An 18809-nucleotide genomic window follows, 5' to 3' on the forward strand; every position below is an offset into this window, starting at 1 on the left:
GCGTCGCGGTGCGGAGTTGAGACGACTGAGGTGTCAGGCGTGCCTTCTCGCCCGCGATCCGACGACTTCGCGACCTACGTGGCGTCGCTGTCGGAGAAGGTGCGAGCAGCGCGCCATGAGAGGGGATGGAGCCAGCTCACACTCGCGCAGGAATCCGGCGTGAGCTTCAGGCAGATTCAACTCATCGAGAGCAACGCCAACAACCTGAGAGACGCACCGGGCCGGCCGCAACCTGCCAATCCCAAGCTCGACACGATCTACCTCTTAGCGATCGCACTCGAGGTCGACATGGGGTACCTCGTCGACCCAGACCGACCGGTGGTCACGCAGCGGCGGGATTGAGCGCCGCTTGGGCCACCCCGAACAGTCGGTCGGACGACTGACGGCGCGCCGTGCCGGCTCAGAGCACTTTCCGCAGGAACCCCCGCCCCTGCACGGCCTCCACCTCGACATACCCCAGCAACTCGTACATCCCCCGCGCCGCGACGTTCGCATCGGTCACGGTGAGCCCAACCGACCGGTGCCCCCGTTCGCGGGCCATTTCCTCTACCGTCTCCATCACCGCACGCCCGACGCCCCGCCCCCGCGCATGCTCGTCGACCGCGACGTCGTACACATAGAAGTCGTCGCCCCACAGGGACGGTCCGACCCAGAGGTAGCCGCAGACCTCATCGTCGACGAGCACGTCGAACACCTCGTGGCCCGCCCTCAAGCGGCCATTCGGAAACAACAACTGGGCGCTGTCGACAACGTGCTGCCCGATCTCCCCCGCACCCAGTCCGCTCGACCGGAGCCCATCGGCGTACGCAGCAAGACTGCGCCGCTGCCAGTCCCCCAGGCGCTCAGCCGGGATGGGCCGCAGGGCGATCATTCCTCGACGCTAGCGCGGGAGCCCGAGAATCCGCTCGCCGACCACATTGCGCAGCACCTGGGTGGTGCCGCCCGCGATCGACAGGCAGCGGGTGTTGAGCATCTCCCACACGTCGAAGCCGAAGGCGTCCTCACGGCGCGCGGTCGGGTCCCAGTCCACGACCCGCGGACCTTGCAGCGTCACGACGAGCTCCGAGCCCTCCTGGCGGTTGCGGACGCCCAGCAGCTTGGCGACGCTCGACTCCGCGCCCGGCCCCTGTCCCGCGAGCGAGCGCAGCGTCGTGCGCAGACCGAGCAGCGTGCACACGGTCGAGAGCGCGACCGAGCGGCCGACCTCGGCTAGCTGGGTGCCGCTCAGCTCGAGCTCACCCGCGAGCTCGACCGCGCGCTCGGTGCTGGTGGAGAGGCGGATCGTGGCCATCGCGACCCGCTCATTCGCGAGAGTGGTGCGTGCCAGCCGCCAACCATCGCCCTCCTCGCCGACCATGCACTCGTCCGGCACGAAGACGTCGTCGAGGAAGACCTCGTTGAACAGCTCTTCCCCCGTCATCTCCCGCAGGGGGCGTACGTCGAGGCCGGGGCTGTTCTTCATGTCGACGAGGAAGTAGCTGATCCCCTTGTGCTGCGGCACGTCCGGGTTCGTCCGCGCGAGGCAGATCCCCCAGTCGGCGCGCTGCGCCACGGAGTTCCAGACCTTCTGACCGGTCAGGCGCCATCCGCCCTCGACCCGCACGGCCTTGGTGCGCAGCGAGGCGAGGTCGGAGCCGGCACCCGGCTCGGAGAACAGCTGACACCACTCGAGCTCGCCGAGCAGCGTCGGGCGCACGAACCGCTCGCGCTGCTCGTCGTTGCCGTGGTCGATGATCGTCGGCAGCGCCCACGCGCCGATGACGAGATCGGGGCGAGTGACTCCGGCCTGGGCCAGCTCCTGGTCGATGACGACCTGCTCGACGGCGTCGGCGTTGCGTCCGTACGGCGCGGGCCAGTGCGGCGTCAGCAGGCCCGTGTCGACCAGCGCCGCGCGCCGCTCGGACTCCGGCAGTCCCGCGATCCGCTCGGCCTCGGCGCGCACATCCGGACGGATGGCCTCGTCGCGACCCTCCAGGTCCACCGCCACCGCCCGCCGTACGCCGTGGGCGGCCCGCGCCGCGAGCCGCTCGGCTGCACGCGAGGTGTCGCCGATCAGAGCGCGCAGGCTCATGGCGCGCCGGTAGTAGAAGTGCGCCTCGTGCTCGAACGTGAAGCCGATGCCGCCGAGGACCTGGATGCAGGACTTCGCGACCTCGACCGCGCCGTCGAAGCAGGTCACGGACGCGACGTCGGCGGCGAAGGCCCACTGCTCGGGCTCGTCGTCGACGGCCGCGGCGACGTCCCAGGCCGCGGCGGTGACCGCCTCGGCGGTCTCCAGCATCTCCGCACACAGGTGCTTGATCGCTTGGAACGCGCCGATCTTCTGGCCGAACTGTTCGCGGGTCTTGGCGTACTCGACCGCGGTCTCCAGGCACCAGCGCGCCACGCCCGCGGCCTCGGCGGCGGCGAAGGTGGTCACCGCACGACAGACGGCGTCGGTGTCGACGCCCGGCAGTACGGTGCCCGTCCCTTCAGCCACCTCGGCGTCGAGCCGGCCGAAGCGGCGGGTGAGGTCGAGGCCGACCGCAGGGGTGCAGCGCAGGTCATCGCGGGCGACGAGCGCCCACTGGTCGCCGGCGGGAGCCAGGAACCGCGTGGCCGACGGGGCGTCCCACACGTAGCCGTCGAGCACGATCCCGACCGCCTCGCCGTCGACGACGGACCGCACGCCAGCAGCACCGGCCTCGCCCGCTCCGGCGAGCACCAGCCCGGCGGCGGTCGTCGACAGCAGTGCGCCCGGCACGAGCGCGTGCGCGCACGCCTCGAGGGCGACCGCGGCATCGAGCGCCGAGCCACCCCCGCCACCGAGGGACTCGTCGAGCGCGATCGACGCGACGCCCATCTCGGTCGCCGCACGCCAGTGGTCCTCGAACGTCGCGCCGGCCTCACCTTCGGCCGCCCGGGCGGCGTCGATGCCGCGCGCCCCGGCCGCCCACTTGCGCAGGCTCGCCCCCAGCTCGACGTGCTCGTCGGTGATGCCGATCGACATGCCAGACCCTTCCACCCGCACAACTAGAACGTGTTTCACTCTATAGTCTGGCCGCGTGTCCGACGATTGGAAGTCCCACGCGCGCCAGGCCAAAGGCTTCATGCCGGAGGACGAAGGCGACCTGCTCCACCGCCGCGCATTGGCGCGACTCCCCCACGGACCTGCTCTCGAGGTCGGGACCTACTGTGGCAAGTCGGCCGTCTATCTGGGGGCCGCAGCCCGCCTGACGGGACCTGATGCGGTGGTCTTCACCGTCGACCACCACCGCGGGTCCGAGGAGAACCAGGCCGGCTGGGAGCACCACGACCCGACCGTGGTCGATCCCGAGCTCGGCCTCATGGACACGCTGCCGTTCTTCCGGCGCACCGTCGCGCACGCCGACCTCGAGCAGTGGGTCGTCGCCATCGTGGGCGCGTCCACGACGGTGAGCGCTCACTGGCGCACTCCCCTGTCGCTGCTCTTCATCGACGGCGGACACGCGGAGGAGCCGGCGCAGGCCGACTACACCGGGTGGGCGCGCTGGCTCATGCCCGGGGGCGAGCTGGTCATCCACGACGTCTTCCCCGACCCCGCCGACGGCGGGCAGGCGCCGTACCACGTCTTCCTGCGGGCCATGGAGAGCGGAGCGTTCCGCGAGGTCGAGACCGTCGGCTCGATGCGGGTGCTCGAGCGGGTCAGCGGCCAGGCCGGCGACGCCGTCGGCTAGACCGGCTGACCGAGCCGCTCCGCGGCTGGCTCGCAACCGCACCGCAGCGCCATCGGCGCGAAGTCTGCGGGCAGCGTCGCGCCACGCATGATGTCCGAGCCCGGGGTGACGCGGCCGAGCGCATCGACGGCGAGGATCACGGCCGCAGCGGTGTAGGTCGTCTGCTCGTGCGGCCAGTAGACCTCGTTGTCGTAGACCCAGCCGGTCCAGTACGAGCCGTTCTCGTGGCGCAGGTGCTGCATGTCCTGCACCAGCGCACGCGCCCGCGCGTGGTCACCCATCGCGTCGAGTGCCATCGCGAGCTCGCACGTCTCCGCGCCGGTGACCCAGGGGTTGGTGTCGACGCACACGATGCCGAGACCGGGACGCACGAAGTTGTCCCACTTGGCCGCGATCATCTCCTCGGCCTCCGCGCCGCGGACCGCGCCGCCCAGGACCGGGTAGTACCAGTCCATCGAGAACGTGCTCTTGTCGAGGAAGAGGTCTCGGTGCCGACGGATGGCGTGGCGCAGCCGGGACGCGGCGATCTCCCACTCCGGCTGCGGCGACTCCATCAGCTCCGCGACCGCGAGGCCTGCCTTCAGTGCGTGATAGGTGCTGGAACTGCCGGTGAGCAGCGCTTCGGCATCGACGACACCGTCCTCCCGGCGCCGCCAGGCGATGCCACCCCACGGCAGCTGCATCGAGACCACCCAGTCGAGCGAGCTCAGCACGGCCGGCCACATGCGGCGTACGAAGCCGAGGTCCTCGCGGATGAGCCAGTGGTGCCAGACCCCGACCGCGAGGTACGCCGACATGTTGGTCTCGGCGCCGTCGTCGGCGACGACCCCCTCCACGACCTTGATCGGCCAGGTCCCGTCGGGTCGCTGCATCGCCAGGCACCAGTCGTAGGCGCGGTGCGACGCCTCGACCTCGCCGGCGACCTGCAGCGCCATCGCCGCCTCGACGTGGTTCCAGACGTCGACCTTGTCGCCGACGGTCCACGGGATGGCGCCGTCGGCCTCCTGCATGCCGACGATCGTGGCGGCGGTCGTCGCCACCTCGTCAGCGGTCAGGACACCGTCGAGGAAAGGGATCGGGGAGCTCACGGGCGGCTCAGGCCTCCGGCTTGCGGAAGTAGAGCACCAGGCTCTTGCCGATGATCGGGTCGAGGACCTTGCTCGCGACCTGAAGCGCCTTGGGCTGCTTCATGATCTCCCAGACCAGGAGCTTGTGGTAGGCCTTGGCCAGCGGGTGCTCGTCGTTGTTGACGCCGACGGCGCACTTGATCCACCAGTACGGCGCGTGCAGACCGTGGGCGTAGTCCTTGCCCTCGAAGATCATCGCGTCGCCGGGCTGGCCGTCGTTGGGCCGCCCCGCCTTGGTGACCTTGTCGATCAGCTCGTGGTCGGTGTAGATCCGGATGTGGCCGCCGGGGGCGTTGTGGTACTCGTCCGAGAGCTTCCAGTTCACGACCTCCGGAAGCCACCGCGGCACGGAGATCGCCAGGGTGCCGCCGGGGCGCAGGACCCGCACGAGCTCCTTGATCGCGTCGACGTCGTCCCAGATGTGCTCGAGCACCTCGGCGGCGACGATCCGGTCGAACTCGCCGTCGGCGAACGGCAGGTTGAGGGCGTCGCCCTCCTTGACGTCGGCCTCCGCGCCGGCCGGCACCTCACCGTTGTCGCGCATGCCGGCGAAGATCTCACGTACGCCGGCCAGCTCGTCGGCGTCCTGGTCGAAGGCGATGACGTCGGCACCGCGGCGGTACATCTCGAAAGCGTGTCGGCCGCCGCCGCAGCCCATGTCGAGCACGCGGTCGCCGGCGCGCAGGCCGAGTCGGTCGAAGTCGACGGTCAGCATCAGGCGGGGTCCTTCTCTGCGAACGGGCTGGAGGGGGCTGGGCTGGAGGGGGCTGGGCTGGAGGGGGTGGAGGGTGCGGAGGCAGATGCGGGGGTGCGACCGTGGGCGGCGAGCACCTCCTCGTAGGCGGCGGCGGTCGCGACGGCGACGGCGCGCCAGCTGAACCGCTCCAGGACGCGGCGGCGGCCCGCAGCGCCCATGCGGGCCCGGCGCTCTGGGTCGTCGAGGAGCGCGGCGATCGCGTGCGTGAGCTCACCGACGTCACCGGGGGTGACGAGGTCGGCGCACTCGCCGTCGGGTCCGACGACCTCCGGGATGGCGCCGGCGCGGCTGACCACGAGCGGGGTCTCGCACGCCATCAGCTCTGCCGTCGGCAGCGAGAAGCCCTCGTAGAGCGACGGCACGCAGGCGAGCTCGGCCGAGCCCATGATCTCGACCAGCTCGGCATCGGAGACGCCGTGGACGAAGCTGACGGAGTCGGCGATGCCGAGCTTGTCGATCAGCTGCTCGGTGCGCCCGCCCGCGGTCGGCTTGCTCACCAGCAGCAGCTCGACGTCACGCTCGGTGCGGAGCTTGGCGAACGCCTCGAGGAGCGTGGCGATGCCCTTCATGGGGCTGTCGGCACTGGCCATCGCCACCAGGCGGCCCGGCACGCGCGGCTTCGAGGGCGGCACGAAGACGTCGTCGACGCCCAGCGGGATGACCTGCAGGCGGTCGGGGTCGACGCCGAAGTCTGCGGCGATGTCGCGCTTCGAGGAGTCCGACACCGTGAGGATCTTGCGCAGCTGGCGCGCGACCTTGCCCTGCATGCGCAGGAAGCCGTACCAGCGGCGTACGGAGAACTGTCGGCGCGCGCGGCGGAACCAGCCCAGCTCGCGCGTGGCGGCAAGGTCGACGCGCCGGTCGAAGGTGATCGGGTGGTGGATCGTCGTGATGAGCGGCAGGCCGGCCTTCTCCAGCTCGAGCATCCCGTAGCCCAGCACCTGGTTGTCGTGAGCGATGTCGAAGTCACCGATCCGGTCGGCCAGGACACGCACGATCCGCTTGGAGAACGTCTTCGGCTCGGGGAACCCGGCCGTGCACATCGTGAGGAACTCCTCGATGTCGATCAGGTCGCGGAACTCCCACGGCCAGACCATGCGGAACGGGTCCGGCTCGCGGTAGAGGTCGAGGCTCGGGACCTTGGTGAGGCGGACCCCCTCGTCGAGCTCCGGGTAGGGCTGGCCGGAGAACACCTCGACCTCGTGACCGAGGGCGACGAGCTCGCGACTGAGGTGTCGTAGGTAGACCCCCTGCCCGCCGCAGTGCGGCTTGGAGCGGTACGACAGCAGTGCGATCCGCACTGACTCACCTCCCGGTAGAAAACTGCAACGTGTTCCATTATGCCCCGAAGAGTGGTCTGCGGCGCTGCTACTGTGACACCGATTCTGTCATGTGACGTGTCGGCGTGACTGCACCCCTCACCCGCCCCTCGACCCCAGGAGTACTGCAGTGCCCTCCGCGAACTCACTCACCCAGGAGGATCTCGGATCTGCGGCCCAACGGGACCGGAGGCGGCGGATCCTCGACGCCACGATCACGTTGGCCTCCAAGGGCGGGTTCGACGCGGTGCAGATGCGGGCGGTCGCGGAGGAGGCCGACGTCGCCCTCGGCACGCTCTACCGCTACTTCCCCTCCAAGATCCACCTGCTGGTCTCCGCGCTCGGCCGGGAGTTCGAGCGCACCCAGGGCGCGCTCGAGCGGCGTCCCCTGGAGGGCGACACCCCCGCCGACCGCGTGGTGAACCTGCTCGAGCGCAACACCCGCGGCATGCAGCGCGACCCGCACCTCACCGAGGCGCTCACCCGCGCGTTCATGTTCGCCGACTCCTCGGTGCTGAGCGAGATCGAGGTCGCGGGCATGTATCTCACCAGCATGCTCACCCGGGCGATGAAGGGAGACGACGTCGACCCGACCGCGGACGACGTGGCGATCGCGCGCGTCATCGGCGACGTGTGGATGGCCAACCTGGTCGCCTGGGTCACCGGACGCGCGTCGGCCGCCGACGTCTCCCGGTCGATGGACGTCGCGGTCCGGCTGATCCTGCGCTGAGCCTGGCCCTCAGTCTGCGCTGAGGCGCGCCGCTACCCGCCGAACGCGTGGGTCGCGGTCGCTCCGCCGTCGACGGCGATCTCCGCGCCGGTGACGAAGCTGGACTCGTCGCTGGCGAGGAAGACGTAGACCCCGACCATGTCGGCGGGCTGGCCCACGCGCTTGAGGGCGACCTTCGTGGCGCCGTACTCCATCGCCGCATCGCCGCCGTGCACCCGGGTCATCCCGGTGTCGATCATCCCTGGGTGCACGGAGTTGACGCGGATGCCCTGGTGGCCCCACTCCATCGCGACGGCCTTCGTCATGCCGCGGATCGCCCACTTGGAGGCGACGTACGCCGAGAGCGTGGGCATCCCGCCGAGACCCTCGACCGACGAGGCGTTGACGATGCTGCCGCCACCGTTGCTGCGCATGGTCGGCACCACGGCCCGCATGCCCAGCCACGTCCCGGTCTGGTTGATGCCGATCAACCGCTCGTAGTCGGCCAGCGCCATCTCGTCGATCGCGCCGAAGGTCAGGATGCCGGCGTTGTTGACCAGCACGTCGACCGGCCCGAACGTCTCCGCCGTCAGCGCGACCACGCGCTCCCAGGACTCCTCGCTGCTGACGTCGTGGTGGGCGAAGACCGCGGCGTCACCGAGCTCGGCGGCCAGCTTCTCCCCCGGCTCGTCGGCGACGTCGGCGATCACGACCCTCGCCCCCTCGGCGACGAAGCCCGCGCAGATCGCGGCTCCCTGTCCTTGGGCGCCGCCGGTGACGATCGCGATCTTGCCGTTCAGTCGTGCCATGAGGGGGTCCGTTCTCGTGCTGGAGGGGCGAGCGGGGCGTGCGTGCGTTCGTTCGTTGAGGCTCAGGCGAGCTTGGCCACGGAGTCGGCGGCGAAGCCGACCGAGGGGTCGCGGTCGGCGAAGTAGCCGCCCAGCTGCGTCTGCAGGTCGGTGGTGTCCCAGGTGTCACCGGCGGCGTCGAAGCGCTGCTCCACGACCGGGGCCGCGAGGAGGGCGACCATGCCGGCATACACGACGAACACCTGGCCGGTGATCCGGTCGGCCGCGGGCGAGGCGAGGTAGGCGACCAGCGGGGCCACGTGCTCGACCGACATCGGGTCGATCGTCTTGCCCGACTCGTCGGGGGTGAAGACGTGGTCGGTCATCGCGGTGCGGGCACGCGGGCAGATGCTGTTGGCGCGCACGCCCATCTTGCCGAGCCCACGCGCGGTCGACAGCGTCAGCGCGGTGATGCCGGCCTTGGCTGCGGCGTAGTTCGGCTGGCCCGGGGAGCCCAGCAGACCCGCCTCGGAGGAGGTGTTGATGACGCGGCCGTAGACCTGCTCGCCGGTCTCCTTGTGCAGCCCGCGCCAGTAGGAGGCGGCGTTGCGCGACAGCATGAAGTGGCCGCGCAGGTGCACGCGGAGCACGAGGTCCCATTCCTCGTCGCTCATGTTGAACAGCATCCGGTCGCGCAGCACGCCGGCGTTGTTGACGACGATGTCGAGACGGCCCTGCTCCTCGACGGCCGCGGCCATCAGCGCGTCCGCGGTCGAGCGCTCGCCGATGTCACCGGCGACGATCGACGCGGAGCCACCGGCTGCCCGGATCGCCTCGGCGGCCTCGTCGGCGGCACCCGGCAGGTCGTTGAGGACGACGTGGGCACCGGCGGCGGCGAGCGCCTCGGCCTCGGCGCGGCCGAGACCGGCACCGGCACCGGTGACGACGGCGACGCGACCGTCCAGGGAGAGCTCAGGGGCAACTGCGGGCATGCGAACACGAACCTTTCATCGAGGGCGCCAGGATGCTGGCAGGGGTACGGCGGAGCGGGTGGGACGGTTGGACGACGGGAGCTTCAGCCCTCGAGCCGGATGGCGGCGCGCGGGCAGGCCGCCGCGGCCTTCTCGACCCGGTCGCGGTTGTCGTCGGTGACGTCGTCGGTGTGGACCTGGAGCATGTCGTCGTCGTCGACCTCGAAGACGTCGGGGGCGAACGCCTCGCACAGGGCGTTGGCCTCGCACAGGTCGAAGTCGACCTTGATCTTGGTCATGTCAGCTTCCTTCCGAGGAGTGGCCGGGGAACACGTGGGCAGTGGGGTCGATGTCGACCGCAGCATTGTTGACGGCCGTGGCGACCTCGCCGAACCCGACCGCGATCAGCCGGACCTTGCCGGGGTACTCCGTCACATCGCCCGCGGCATAGACGCGCGGCAGGTTGGTGCGCATCGCGGTGTCGACGACGATGTGGCGTTTGTCGAGGGTCAGGCCCCACTCCTTGAGCGGGCCCAGGTCGGCGATGAACCCGAGGGCGGCGATCACGCCCTGGGCGGGGCGACGGTGGGTCTCGCCACTGTCGGCGTCGGTGATCTCGACCTCCGCCACGGACCCGTCGGGACCCGCGACCAGCTCGGTGACGGTCGCGGGCACCACGATCTCGGTGGACGAGGCCTGGACCGCGGTCACGGTCGAGGCGTGCGCGCGGAAGGCGGTCCGGCGGTGGACCAGGGTGACGGAGCGGGCGATGGGCTCGAGGTGGTGGGCCCAGTCGAAGGCCGAGTCGCCGCCTCCGACGACGACGACGTCCTTGCCGGCATACACGTCGAGGTGCGGCACGAAGAACGCCAGACCGCGACCCTCCCACCCCTCACCCGCGGGCAGCGGACGCGGCTGGAAGCGGCCGATGCCGGCGGTGAGGATGACCGCCCCGACGTCGACGATCGTCTCATCGTCCAGCGTGACCCGGACCCGGTCGCCGTCGTGCGCCACGCCGTTAGCGGTGCGGCCGAGAAGAAAGGTCGGCTTGGCGGTCGCCGCCTGCTCGACGAGGTTGGCCACGAGGTCGCGGCCCTTGATGCTCGGGAAGCCGGCGACGTCGAGGATCGCCTTCTCCGGATACATCGCCGTGACCTGCCCCCCGAGCTCCGGCAGGGAGTCCACTACCACGACCCGCAGCTCGCGGAACCCGGCGTAGTAGGCACCGAACAGACCCGCGGGCCCGGCCCCGACGATCAGGAGATCAGCCTCGACGACCTCTGGCACTGCGCGCCCCTCTCCGCCCCACCGCGATGTGGAACGTGTTCTACTTTAGGGGCCCAGGCGACCCCGGCGCCAGCATCCCAGCAACCGGGCGCGCCCGCAGCAGCTCGTCCCATCCGCTGACCGCGGAGGGTCAGTCCTCGTCGTCGAGCAGGCCCTCCTTCTCGGCCTGGGCGACGATCTCGCGCAGGTCCTCGACCGATCCGCGCCCGGCCTCGATGGCCTCGTTGCGCAGCCGGCAGAACGCCTCTCCGAGCCGGAGTCGGACGTCCTCGTCGATCTCCTCGCGCGCCGGGTTGAGGATGGTGAGCTCCTCCTCGGTCAGGTGATGGTTCACCGCGCCGGCGAGCTCCTCGACGGCGTCGTCGAACTCCTCACCCTCACACTTCTCGAGCTCCATGACCGCGAGCAGCGCCTCGTGGCCCTCGGCGTGCTCCTCCTCACCGTGCTCGGCCTCGTGCTCGGAGATGGCGTCCTTGCGCCGCAGCGTCGGGTAGACCTCCTCCTCCTCGGCGACGGCATGTGCCACGTGCAGGGCCGAGAAGGCACGGCGTACGGCGTCGCGGTCGGCGGAGGCGTCGCGCAGCTGGCGCAGCAGGTCCTCGAAGAGCCGGTGGTCGGCGAGGATCAGGTCGACGACGTCGCCCTCGGTGGGGCGTCCGAGGTCGAGGGAGGTGGGGTTCGCATCGGTCATGGGCGCGTCCTACCCCGCCCCCCGGACCGTCAGTCCTCGCGCAGAGCCTCGCCCTCGACCTGGGAGAGCTCCACGTCGGGCGTCGCCTCCGGGTGCCGCTTGGCGTAGACCAGGCTCGCCACGGTGGTGATGACGAGGATGCCGAGGATCACGCTCAGCGAGATGCCGGTCGGCACGTGCGGGACGGCCGCGTTGATGTCCTCGTGGATCCACGTGATGATCAGCTTCACGCCGATGAACCCGAGGATGATCGACAGGCCGATCGACAAGAAGACCAGCTTGTCGAGCAGGCCGTGGATGAGGAAGTAGAGCGCGCGCAGTCCCAGCAGCGCGAAGGCGTTCGTGGCGAAGACGATGAACGGGTCGCGCGTGATCCCGAAGACGGCGGGGATCGAGTCGAGGGCGAACAGCACGTCGGTGCCGGCGATCGCCACGAAGACGATCAGCAGCGGGGTCACGACCCGCTTGCCGTTCTCCTTGATGGTCAGCGCGGTGCCGTGGTACTCGTCCGTCGTCGGCAGGACCTTCTGCACCCATCGCACCAGCGCGTTGTCGGCGTCTGGCTCCTCGTTGCGATGGCGCGCCAGCTGGACCGCGGTGTAGATGAGGAACAGCCCGAAGACCAAGAACATGAAGGAGAACAGGCTCAGCGCCGCCGCCCCGATGAGGATGAAGATCGCGCGGAGGACGAGCGCCGCAGCGATGCCGAAGAGCAGCACGCGTTGCTGGAGCACGTCGGGCACCGAGAACTTCGTCATGATGATGAGGAAGACGAAGAGGTTGTCGACCGACAGGCTCTTCTCGACGATGTAGCCGGCGTAGTACTCCGTACCGGCTTGGCCGCCGTGGAACCAGATCACGAACAGCCCGAAGACCAACGCGACGACGATGTAGAACACCGACCAGATCGTCGCCTCACGCATGCCGACGTGGTGCGGCTTGCGCGCAGCGATGATGAAGTCGAGGGTCAGCAGGACGACGACGATGCCGATCGTCACTGCCCACCATGTCAGGGACGAGCTTTCAGCCACGAGGGGTCCTCTCCGGTGTGCAGGCGACCGCCGGTCGCCACAGTCTCGCCGGAGGTCTCTTCCGCTCGGTGTGCCCGAGCCGGCGACACCGGAACCCCCTGAGGGACTCGTGATGACGACGTCGCCGCGGGGGAATACTCCCCTCCAAGTCGATAGTCATTGTGACAGGCCGAGCCAGCGCTCCCGACCGGCAGGGTCAGCGGGTCGCCTCCATCATCTGCCGCAGCTCCTTCTTGAGGTCGCTGATCTCGTCGCGCAGGCGGGCCGCGACCTCGAACTGCAGCTCGGCGGCCGCCGCCTTCATCTGGTCGGTGAGGGTCTGGACCAGGGCCGCCAGCTCGGTCGCGGGCATCGCGCCCTGCGAGGTGTCGGCCGCCCGGCCCAGGACCGGGACCGGCGAGCCGGGCTTCGCCGGGTCACCCTTGGTCCAGCCGGCCAGCAGCTCCGCGGTGCTCTCCTCCTCGCGGGCGAGCATCTCGGTGATGTCGGCGATCTTCTTGCGCAGTGGCTGCGGGTCGACGCCGTGCAGCTTGTTGTAGGCGACCTGCTTCTCACGCCGGCGGTTGGTCTCCTCGATCGCCGACTCCATGGACGGGGTGATCTTGTCGGCATACATGTGCACCTGGCCCGACACGTTGCGTGCCGCGCGCCCGATCGTCTGGATCAGCGACTTGTCGGAGCGCAGGAAGCCCTCCTTGTCGGCGTCGAGGATCGCCACCAGCGAGACCTCGGGCAGGTCGAGACCCTCGCGCAGCAGGTTGATGCCGACGAGAACGTCGTACTCCCCCAGCCTCAGCTCGCGCAGCAGCTCGATCCGGCGCAGCGTGTCGACCTCGCTGTGGAGGTAGCGGGTGCGGATGCCGGCCTCGAGGAGGTAGTCGGTGAGGTCCTCGGACATCTTCTTGGTCAGGGTCGTGACGAGGACCCGCTCGTTGCGGTCGGCGCGCTCGCGGATCTCGGAGATCAGGTCGTCGATCTGGCCCTTGGTGGGCTTGATGATGACCTCGGGGTCGACCAGGCCGGTCGGGCGGATGATCTGCTCGACGGCGTTCGCAGGCCCACCGGTCTTGGCGAGCTCGTAGTCGCCCGGCGTCGCGGAGAGGTAGATCGTCTGCCCGATCCGCTCGAGGAACTCCTCCCAGCGCAGCGGTCGGTTGTCCATCGCGCTGGGGAGGCGGAAGCCGTGCTCGACGAGGTTGCGCTTGCGGGACATGTCGCCTTCGTACATCCCGCCGATCTGTGGGACGGCGACGTGGGACTCGTCGATGACGAGCAGGAAGTCCTCGGGGAAGTAGTCGAGCAGGGTATTGGGCGCGCTGCCGCGGCTGCGGCCGTCCATGTGCATCGAGTAGTTCTCGATCCCGGAGCAGGACCCGACCTGACGCATCATCTCGATGTCGTAGGTCGTGCGCATGCGCAGCCGCTGCGCCTCGAGCATCTTGCCCTGGCGCTCGAAGACCTCGAGCTGCTCGGCCAGCTCGGCCTCGATGCCGGCGATCGCCCGCTCCATGCGCTCGGGGCCGGCGACGTAGTGCGACGCCGGGAAGACGTAGAGCTCGGTGTCCTCGGTGAGCACCTCACAGGTGACCGGGTGCAGCGTCATCAGCCGCTCGATCTCGTCGCCGAAGAACTCGACCCGGATCGCCAGCTCCTCGTAGACCGGGAAGATCTCGAGGGTGTCACCGCGCACGCGGAAGGTGCCGCGAGCGAAGTTGAGGTCGTTGCGGGAGTACTGGATCTCCACCAGTCGGCGCAGCAGCGCGTCGCGCTCGAGCGAGTCGTCACCGACGCGCAGCCGGACCATCCGGTCGACGTACTCCTGGGGCGTGCCGAGGCCATAGATGCACGACACCGTCGAGACCACGATGACGTCGCGCCGGGTCAGCAGCGAGTTGGTCGCCGAGTGCCGCAGCCGCTCGACCTCCTCGTTGATGGAGGAGTCCTTCTCGATGTAGGTGTCGGTCTGGGGGACGTAGGCCTCGGGCTGGTAGTAGTCGTAGTAGGAGACGAAGTACTCGACCGCGTTGTGGGGGAACAGCTGGCGCAGCTCGTTGGCGAACTGCGCCGCCAGGGTCTTGTTGGGCTGCATCACCAGGACCGGCCGCTGCAGCCGCTCGGCGACCCACGCGACGGTGGCGGTCTTGCCCGTGCCGGTGGCACCGAGCAGGACGACGTCCTGCTCGCCGGCCTTGATGCGGCGCTCGATCTCGGCGATCGCAGCCGGCTGGTCACCCGACGGCGAGTAGTCCGAGACGACATCGAAGGGGGCGACCTTGCGCTCGAGGTCGGTGACGGGTCTCATGTCAGCCAGCGTACGAGCGACCACCGACAACGCGCCTGACAGCGCGCTCGCCAGCACGGGTCGACCGGGCCGGGAACCGCGCGCCGCAGCCAGGCGTCGTACCTCCGTGCGCCTCCCGATCCCGCTCCTGCTCCTCCTCGGCCTCCTGGTCCTCACCGGCTGCGGCTCCGACACCTCCGCCCGCGCCGGGCAGGAGGACGACCGGCTGCCCGACGGCTCCTGGACCCTCATCGAGGCGCGTGACGCTGCTGGTGCGCTCGCGCTCGTCGACGCCCGACCCGTGACCCTGGAAGTGGCCGACACCGAGGTGCGCGGCCAGGTCTGCAACACCTACTTCGCGACGGCGGGCGCATCCGGGGACGGTCCGCTGCTCACCGGGCTGGGAGCGACCGAGATGGGGTGCCTGCCCGCGTCGGTGATGGAGCTCGAGAGCCGCTACCTCGCCGCACTCGGCGCCGTCACCGGTGTCGAGCGTCCCGGGAATGCCCTCGTCCTGACCGGCGACGCGGTCCGGCTGACCTTCGAGCCCGCCCCCGCACCCGCCACCGGGGACTGACGCTGCGCGCCGCGCGGTGGAGCACCTGACAAGATGACGTCGTGGCCCGGCGTACCTCTGCTCCCGAACCCGCGCTGGTGACGGCGTTGCGGGCCGCCCTGCCCGTGTGGCCCGTCGTGCGTCGCGTGCTGATGACCGTCTTCGGCCTGCAGCTGCTCCTCGCGATCTCGCTGACCCTGGTGGACTCCTACCGCCGGCGCGGGAAGCGACCGGCGAAGTTCCCGGTCACGCCCCCGACGGCGGTGGAGGTCGAGGGCGGGACCGTCACGACGTACACCTTCGGGCAGGACCTGTACGACGACATGCTCGAGGCGATCGCGGGCGCCCGGTCGCGCATCCTCTTCGAGACCTACATCTGGAAGGGCGACGCGGTCGGGGAGCGCTTCAAGCGGGCGCTCACCGAGGCGGCCGAGCGCGGGGTGGACGTCTACGTCATCTACGACGGCTTCGCCAACCTCGTGGTGCCGCGGCGCTTCAAACGCTTCTCCCCCGCCCTCCGGGTGCTGGAGTTCCCCGTCTACAACGCCGGGCTGCGGCCCTTCGACCTGCGTCGCTACGGTCGCGATCACCGCAAGATCCTCGTCGTCGACGACCAGGTCGGCTTCGTCGGCGGCTACAACGTCGGTACGGCGTACGCCACCGAGTGGCGCGACACGCACTGCCGCATCACCGGTCCCGGCGTGTTCGACCTCAGTCGGGCGTTCGCCGACTTCTGGAACCTGCACCGCCGCAGCCGCGGCCGCATGGGGCGCCACGTCGATCGGCCGCTGCTGCTCGAGACCGTGGCGGACTGGGCGCCGCACATCCGGGTGCACCGCAACGTGCCGCGGATGTGGATGTTCCCGATCCGGTCGATGTATCTCGAGGCGATCAACCGCGCCCAGCACCACATCTGGATGACCCACGCCTACTTCATCCCCGACGAGGACTTCGTCGACAGTCTCGTCGCCGCTGCGCAGCGCGGGGTCGACGTACGCCTGCTGGTGCCGGCCAAGTCCAACCACGTGGTGGCCGACTGGCTCTCGCGCGGCTACTACTCCCAGCTGCTCGCCGCCGGGATCCGGATCTTCCGCTACACCGGCGCGATGGTCCACGCGAAGACCGCGACCATCGACGGCAGCTGGTCGACGATCGGCACGGCCAACATCGACCGGCTCAGCATGACCGGCAACTACGAGGTCAACGTCGAGTTCATCGACCCCGCCATGGCCGCGAAGATGGAGACCATCTTCCGCACCGACCTCGGCAACTGCACCGAGCTGCGCGCCGACGAGTGGACCGCGCGCGGGATCCACCGCCGCTTCACCGAGGCCGTGCTCGCTCCCCTGCGCCCCCTGCTCTGATCCCGTCGTCCCTGGGCGCCGCATCCCGAGACAATTGCGAACACTGATGTTCTTCGGACTGGTAGATTCCCGCCATGACACGACGACCCGACCTGCGCTCCCTCCGCAACCGCGCGGTCTTCATCACCGGTGCCGCCAGCGGCATCGGTCGTGCCACTGCCCTGCGTGCCGCCGCGGACGGCGCGCGCCTCTACCTCACCGACCTGCGAGCCGGCGACCTCGAGCAGACGGTCGCCGAGATCCGCGCGAGCGGCGGCCAGGTCGACTACTTCCGTGCCGGTGACATCAGCGACTACGAGACCGTGCGCGCGATGGGTGAGGAGATCACTGCCGCCCACGGCGCGATGGACGTGGTCATGAACATCGCCGGCATCTCGTCGTGGGGCACGGTCCAGTCCCTCGACCACGCGCGGTGGCGCGCCATGGTCGAGGTCAACCTCATGGGTCCGATCCACGTCATCGAGACCTTCCTCCCACCGATGATCGACGCCGGTCGCGGTGGTCACCTCGTCAACGTCTCCTCGGCCGCCGGGCTCATCGGCATGCCCTGGCACGCCGCCTACAGCGCCAGCAAGTTCGGCCTGCGCGGGGTCTCGGAGGTGCTGCGCTTCGACCTGCACCGACACGGCATCGGGGTCAGCCTCGTGTGCCCCGGCGCCGTGGCGACAGGTCTCACCGAGACCATCGACGTCGCCGGCATCGACACCACCGCCCCGCGTTTCGCCAAGGCGCGCGCGCACTTCGTCAAGCGGGCGGCGAGCCCCGACGAGGCGGCCGTGGCCATCCTGCGCGGCGTCGCGAAGAACACCTACTGGGTCTACACCTCCTTCGACATCCGGCTGGCCCACTGGGCCCAGCGGATGGTGCCGCCGGCGTACGTCCTGGCGATGCGCGCCTTCAACGCAGGCGCCAACCGCGCCCTGCCCGAGGTCGGTCGCGCACGCCGGCCCGAGCTCGATCGCACGACGGCCGCGTCATGACCCCCCGGATCACCCCCGGGGACCGTCGCCAGATCGGCATCCCCGCCTGGCTCTTCGCCAAGGCGGCGGGGCGGGTCACCGGCACCGGTCCCCCGGGGATCTTCACCACGCTCGGCCGCACCCGGCGGCTCTTCTGGGGCTGGCTGCTGTTCGCCGGCGGCCTCATGCCGGGCGGCACCCTGCCGCGTCGGGACACCGAGCTCGTCATCCTCCGCGTCGCCCACGTGCGTGACTGCGACTACGAGCGCACCCACCACGAGGGACTCGGCCGGCGGGTCGGACTGACCGACGCGGAGATCAGCCGCGTGGCCGAGGGCTCGCAGGCGCCCGGGTGGAGCGAGCGCCAGCAGGTCCTGCTCGAGGCGGCCGAGGAGCTGCTCGAGCGCCGCGCGCTGAGCGACGCGACCTGGACCGCCCTGCGCGCCCACCTGAGCGAGCGCTCGTGCATCGAGTTCCTGCTTCTGGTGGGCCACTACGACATGCTTGCCACGACCCTGATGACGCTAGGGGTCGTCCCCGACGCCCCGCGGGGAGCACCGCGGCGATGAGCGCTCAGGCCAGGTCCAAGAACGGTCAGCGCCTGCCTCGTGGTCGCCACGGCCTCAGCCCGGAGGAGGTCGCCGCGCAGCAACGCGAGCGCATCCTGCTCGCGTGCGTGGAGGAGGTCGCCGAGCGGGGATACGCCGAGACCCCCGTCGCGGCGATCATCAAGACCGCTGGCGTGTCCCGCGAGACGTTCTACCGGCTCTTCGACTCCCGCGCCGACTGCTTCCTCGCCGCCCTCGACGCTGCTGCGGGTCTCCTGCTGGTGGTGCTCGGCGAAGGCGTGGAGAAGGCCCGCGAGGCCGCACGCACCTCACGCAGCGCCGGCTTCGCGGCGGTGCTCGGCCCCTACCTCGAGGGCCTGGCGAGCGAGCCGTCCCTGGCCCGCGTCTTCCTCGTGGAGGTCTACGCCGCCGGCCCCGAGGCCGCGCGCCGCCGGGCCCGCATCCAGGACGACTTCGCGACCGCGCTCGTCGACGTCCTCGACCTGAGCGACCCCGACGACATCTTCGCCGCCGAGGCGCTCGTCGCCGCGGTCGCCGCCCGGCTCACCGGCCTGCTCACCGCCGGGACCGTCCCCGACGACGACCTCGGCCAGGCCATCCGCGACCTGCACGCCCCCTTCATCCGCCACGCTGCTCGCGCCTTCGGCGAGCCGGCAGTTTCACCGCCCGAGTAACGAAACTGCCCGACACGCCGGGCAGTTTCGT

General features: G+C 70.3%; 20 protein-coding genes. 8 read left to right on the forward strand and 12 right to left on the reverse strand.

Translation table 11 applies throughout. From position 1 onward, the window contains the following. Nucleotides 1-39 precede the first annotated feature (39 nt). The gene (locus J2S59_RS15000) at nucleotides 40-342 is read left to right on the forward strand and encodes a helix-turn-helix domain-containing protein (protein WP_068125012.1); all 303 of its coding nucleotides are present in this window, start codon (nucleotides 40-42) and stop codon (nucleotides 340-342) included. A 58-nt stretch (nucleotides 343-400) separates the two neighbouring features. On the opposite strand, the gene J2S59_RS15005 is transcribed toward J2S59_RS15000, so the two are convergent. Both J2S59_RS15005 and J2S59_RS15010 read right to left on the reverse strand, forming a co-directional pair. Next, the gene (locus J2S59_RS15005) at nucleotides 401-871 is read right to left on the reverse strand and encodes a GNAT family N-acetyltransferase (protein WP_068125014.1); all 471 of its coding nucleotides are present in this window, start codon (nucleotides 869-871) and stop codon (nucleotides 401-403) included. Between the two features lie 9 nt (nucleotides 872-880). Next, a complete protein-coding gene (locus J2S59_RS15010; RefSeq protein WP_306825255.1) occupies nucleotides 881-2989 on the reverse strand; it encodes an acyl-CoA dehydrogenase family protein in 2109 nt (702 codons plus the stop codon). Nucleotides 2990-3044: 55 nt separating this feature from the next. On the opposite strand from J2S59_RS15010, the gene J2S59_RS15015 reads away from it, so the two are divergent. Beyond that, nucleotides 3045-3695 carry a class I SAM-dependent methyltransferase gene (locus J2S59_RS15015; protein ID WP_246360286.1) on the forward strand — a complete coding sequence of 217 codons (651 nt, stop codon included), beginning with the start codon at nucleotides 3045-3047 and terminating at the stop codon, nucleotides 3693-3695. Here the strand turns inward: J2S59_RS15015 and J2S59_RS15020 are convergent. From J2S59_RS15020 to J2S59_RS15030, 3 genes are read right to left on the reverse strand one after another with little or no spacing between them, the layout of a single operon-like run. Next, nucleotides 3692-4783, reverse strand: coding sequence for a glycoside hydrolase family 15 protein (locus tag J2S59_RS15020; RefSeq protein ID WP_068120322.1), 1092 nt, complete (start codon nucleotides 4781-4783; stop codon nucleotides 3692-3694). The genes J2S59_RS15015 and J2S59_RS15020 overlap by 4 nt on opposite strands. Before the next feature lie 7 nt (nucleotides 4784-4790). Then, nucleotides 4791-5537 (reverse strand): class I SAM-dependent methyltransferase, encoded by a 747-nt coding sequence (locus J2S59_RS15025; RefSeq protein WP_068120319.1) that lies wholly within the window; start codon nucleotides 5535-5537, stop codon nucleotides 4791-4793. Next, nucleotides 5537-6880, reverse strand: coding sequence for a glycosyltransferase family 4 protein (locus tag J2S59_RS15030; RefSeq protein WP_181641877.1), 1344 nt, complete (start codon nucleotides 6878-6880; stop codon nucleotides 5537-5539). The genes J2S59_RS15025 and J2S59_RS15030 overlap by 1 nt, the downstream gene beginning before the upstream one ends. A gap of 148 nt (nucleotides 6881-7028) precedes the next feature. Between J2S59_RS15030 and kstR the strand changes: the two genes are divergently transcribed. After that, complete coding sequence (kstR, locus tag J2S59_RS15035) at nucleotides 7029-7628, forward strand: cholesterol catabolism transcriptional regulator KstR (RefSeq protein ID WP_181641876.1); 600 nt, start codon at nucleotides 7029-7031, stop codon at nucleotides 7626-7628. 32 nt (nucleotides 7629-7660) lie between these two features. Here the strand turns inward: kstR and J2S59_RS15040 are convergent, their stop codons facing one another. From J2S59_RS15040 to uvrB, 7 genes are all read right to left on the reverse strand, one after another. Beyond that, nucleotides 7661-8416, reverse strand: a complete 756-nt coding sequence (locus J2S59_RS15040; protein WP_068120315.1) for a glucose 1-dehydrogenase — start codon at nucleotides 8414-8416, stop codon at nucleotides 7661-7663. Between the two features lie 62 nt (nucleotides 8417-8478). After that, nucleotides 8479-9387 (reverse strand): 3-oxoacyl-ACP reductase, encoded by a 909-nt coding sequence (locus J2S59_RS15045; RefSeq protein WP_068120314.1) that lies wholly within the window; start codon nucleotides 9385-9387, stop codon nucleotides 8479-8481. A gap of 83 nt (nucleotides 9388-9470) precedes the next feature. Beyond that, nucleotides 9471-9665, reverse strand: coding sequence for a ferredoxin (locus J2S59_RS15050; protein ID WP_068120312.1), 195 nt, complete (start codon nucleotides 9663-9665; stop codon nucleotides 9471-9473). Nucleotide 9666: 1 nt separating this feature from the next. Beyond that, complete coding sequence (locus J2S59_RS15055) at nucleotides 9667-10653, reverse strand: NAD(P)/FAD-dependent oxidoreductase (RefSeq protein WP_068120310.1); 987 nt, start codon at nucleotides 10651-10653, stop codon at nucleotides 9667-9669. 130 nt (nucleotides 10654-10783) lie between these two features. Then, nucleotides 10784-11344 (reverse strand): hemerythrin domain-containing protein, encoded by a 561-nt coding sequence (locus J2S59_RS15060; protein ID WP_068120308.1) that lies wholly within the window; start codon nucleotides 11342-11344, stop codon nucleotides 10784-10786. Between the two features lie 29 nt (nucleotides 11345-11373). Then, the gene (locus J2S59_RS15065) at nucleotides 11374-12375 is read right to left on the reverse strand and encodes a TerC family protein (protein ID WP_068120306.1); all 1002 of its coding nucleotides are present in this window, start codon (nucleotides 12373-12375) and stop codon (nucleotides 11374-11376) included. 196 nt (nucleotides 12376-12571) lie between these two features. After that, nucleotides 12572-14677: an excinuclease ABC subunit UvrB gene (gene uvrB, locus J2S59_RS15070; protein ID WP_068120325.1), complete on the reverse strand. Its 2106-nt coding sequence runs from the start codon at nucleotides 14675-14677 to the stop codon at nucleotides 12572-12574. A gap of 106 nt (nucleotides 14678-14783) precedes the next feature. On the opposite strand from uvrB, the gene J2S59_RS15075 reads away from it, so the two are divergent. From J2S59_RS15075 to J2S59_RS15095, 5 genes are all read left to right on the forward strand, one after another. Beyond that, entirely contained in the window at nucleotides 14784-15233 is a 450-nt protein-coding gene (locus J2S59_RS15075) for an META domain-containing protein (protein WP_068120304.1), read from the forward strand. A gap of 131 nt (nucleotides 15234-15364) precedes the next feature. Beyond that, a complete protein-coding gene (locus tag J2S59_RS15080; RefSeq protein WP_370871543.1) occupies nucleotides 15365-16576 on the forward strand; it encodes a phospholipase D-like domain-containing protein in 1212 nt (403 codons plus the stop codon). Between the two features lie 74 nt (nucleotides 16577-16650). Further along, complete coding sequence (locus tag J2S59_RS15085) at nucleotides 16651-17556, forward strand: SDR family oxidoreductase (protein WP_068119615.1); 906 nt, start codon at nucleotides 16651-16653, stop codon at nucleotides 17554-17556. Next, complete coding sequence (locus tag J2S59_RS15090) at nucleotides 17553-18104, forward strand: carboxymuconolactone decarboxylase family protein (RefSeq protein WP_068119613.1); 552 nt, start codon at nucleotides 17553-17555, stop codon at nucleotides 18102-18104. The genes J2S59_RS15085 and J2S59_RS15090 overlap by 4 nt, the downstream gene beginning before the upstream one ends. Then, complete coding sequence (locus J2S59_RS15095) at nucleotides 18101-18778, forward strand: TetR/AcrR family transcriptional regulator (protein ID WP_068119611.1); 678 nt, start codon at nucleotides 18101-18103, stop codon at nucleotides 18776-18778. Before J2S59_RS15090 ends, J2S59_RS15095 begins: the two co-directional genes overlap by 4 nt. Nucleotides 18779-18809 lie beyond the last annotated feature (31 nt).

Source organism: Nocardioides massiliensis, from assembly GCF_030811215.1.
Classification (GTDB): domain Bacteria; phylum Actinomycetota; class Actinomycetes; order Propionibacteriales; family Nocardioidaceae; genus Nocardioides_A; species Nocardioides_A massiliensis.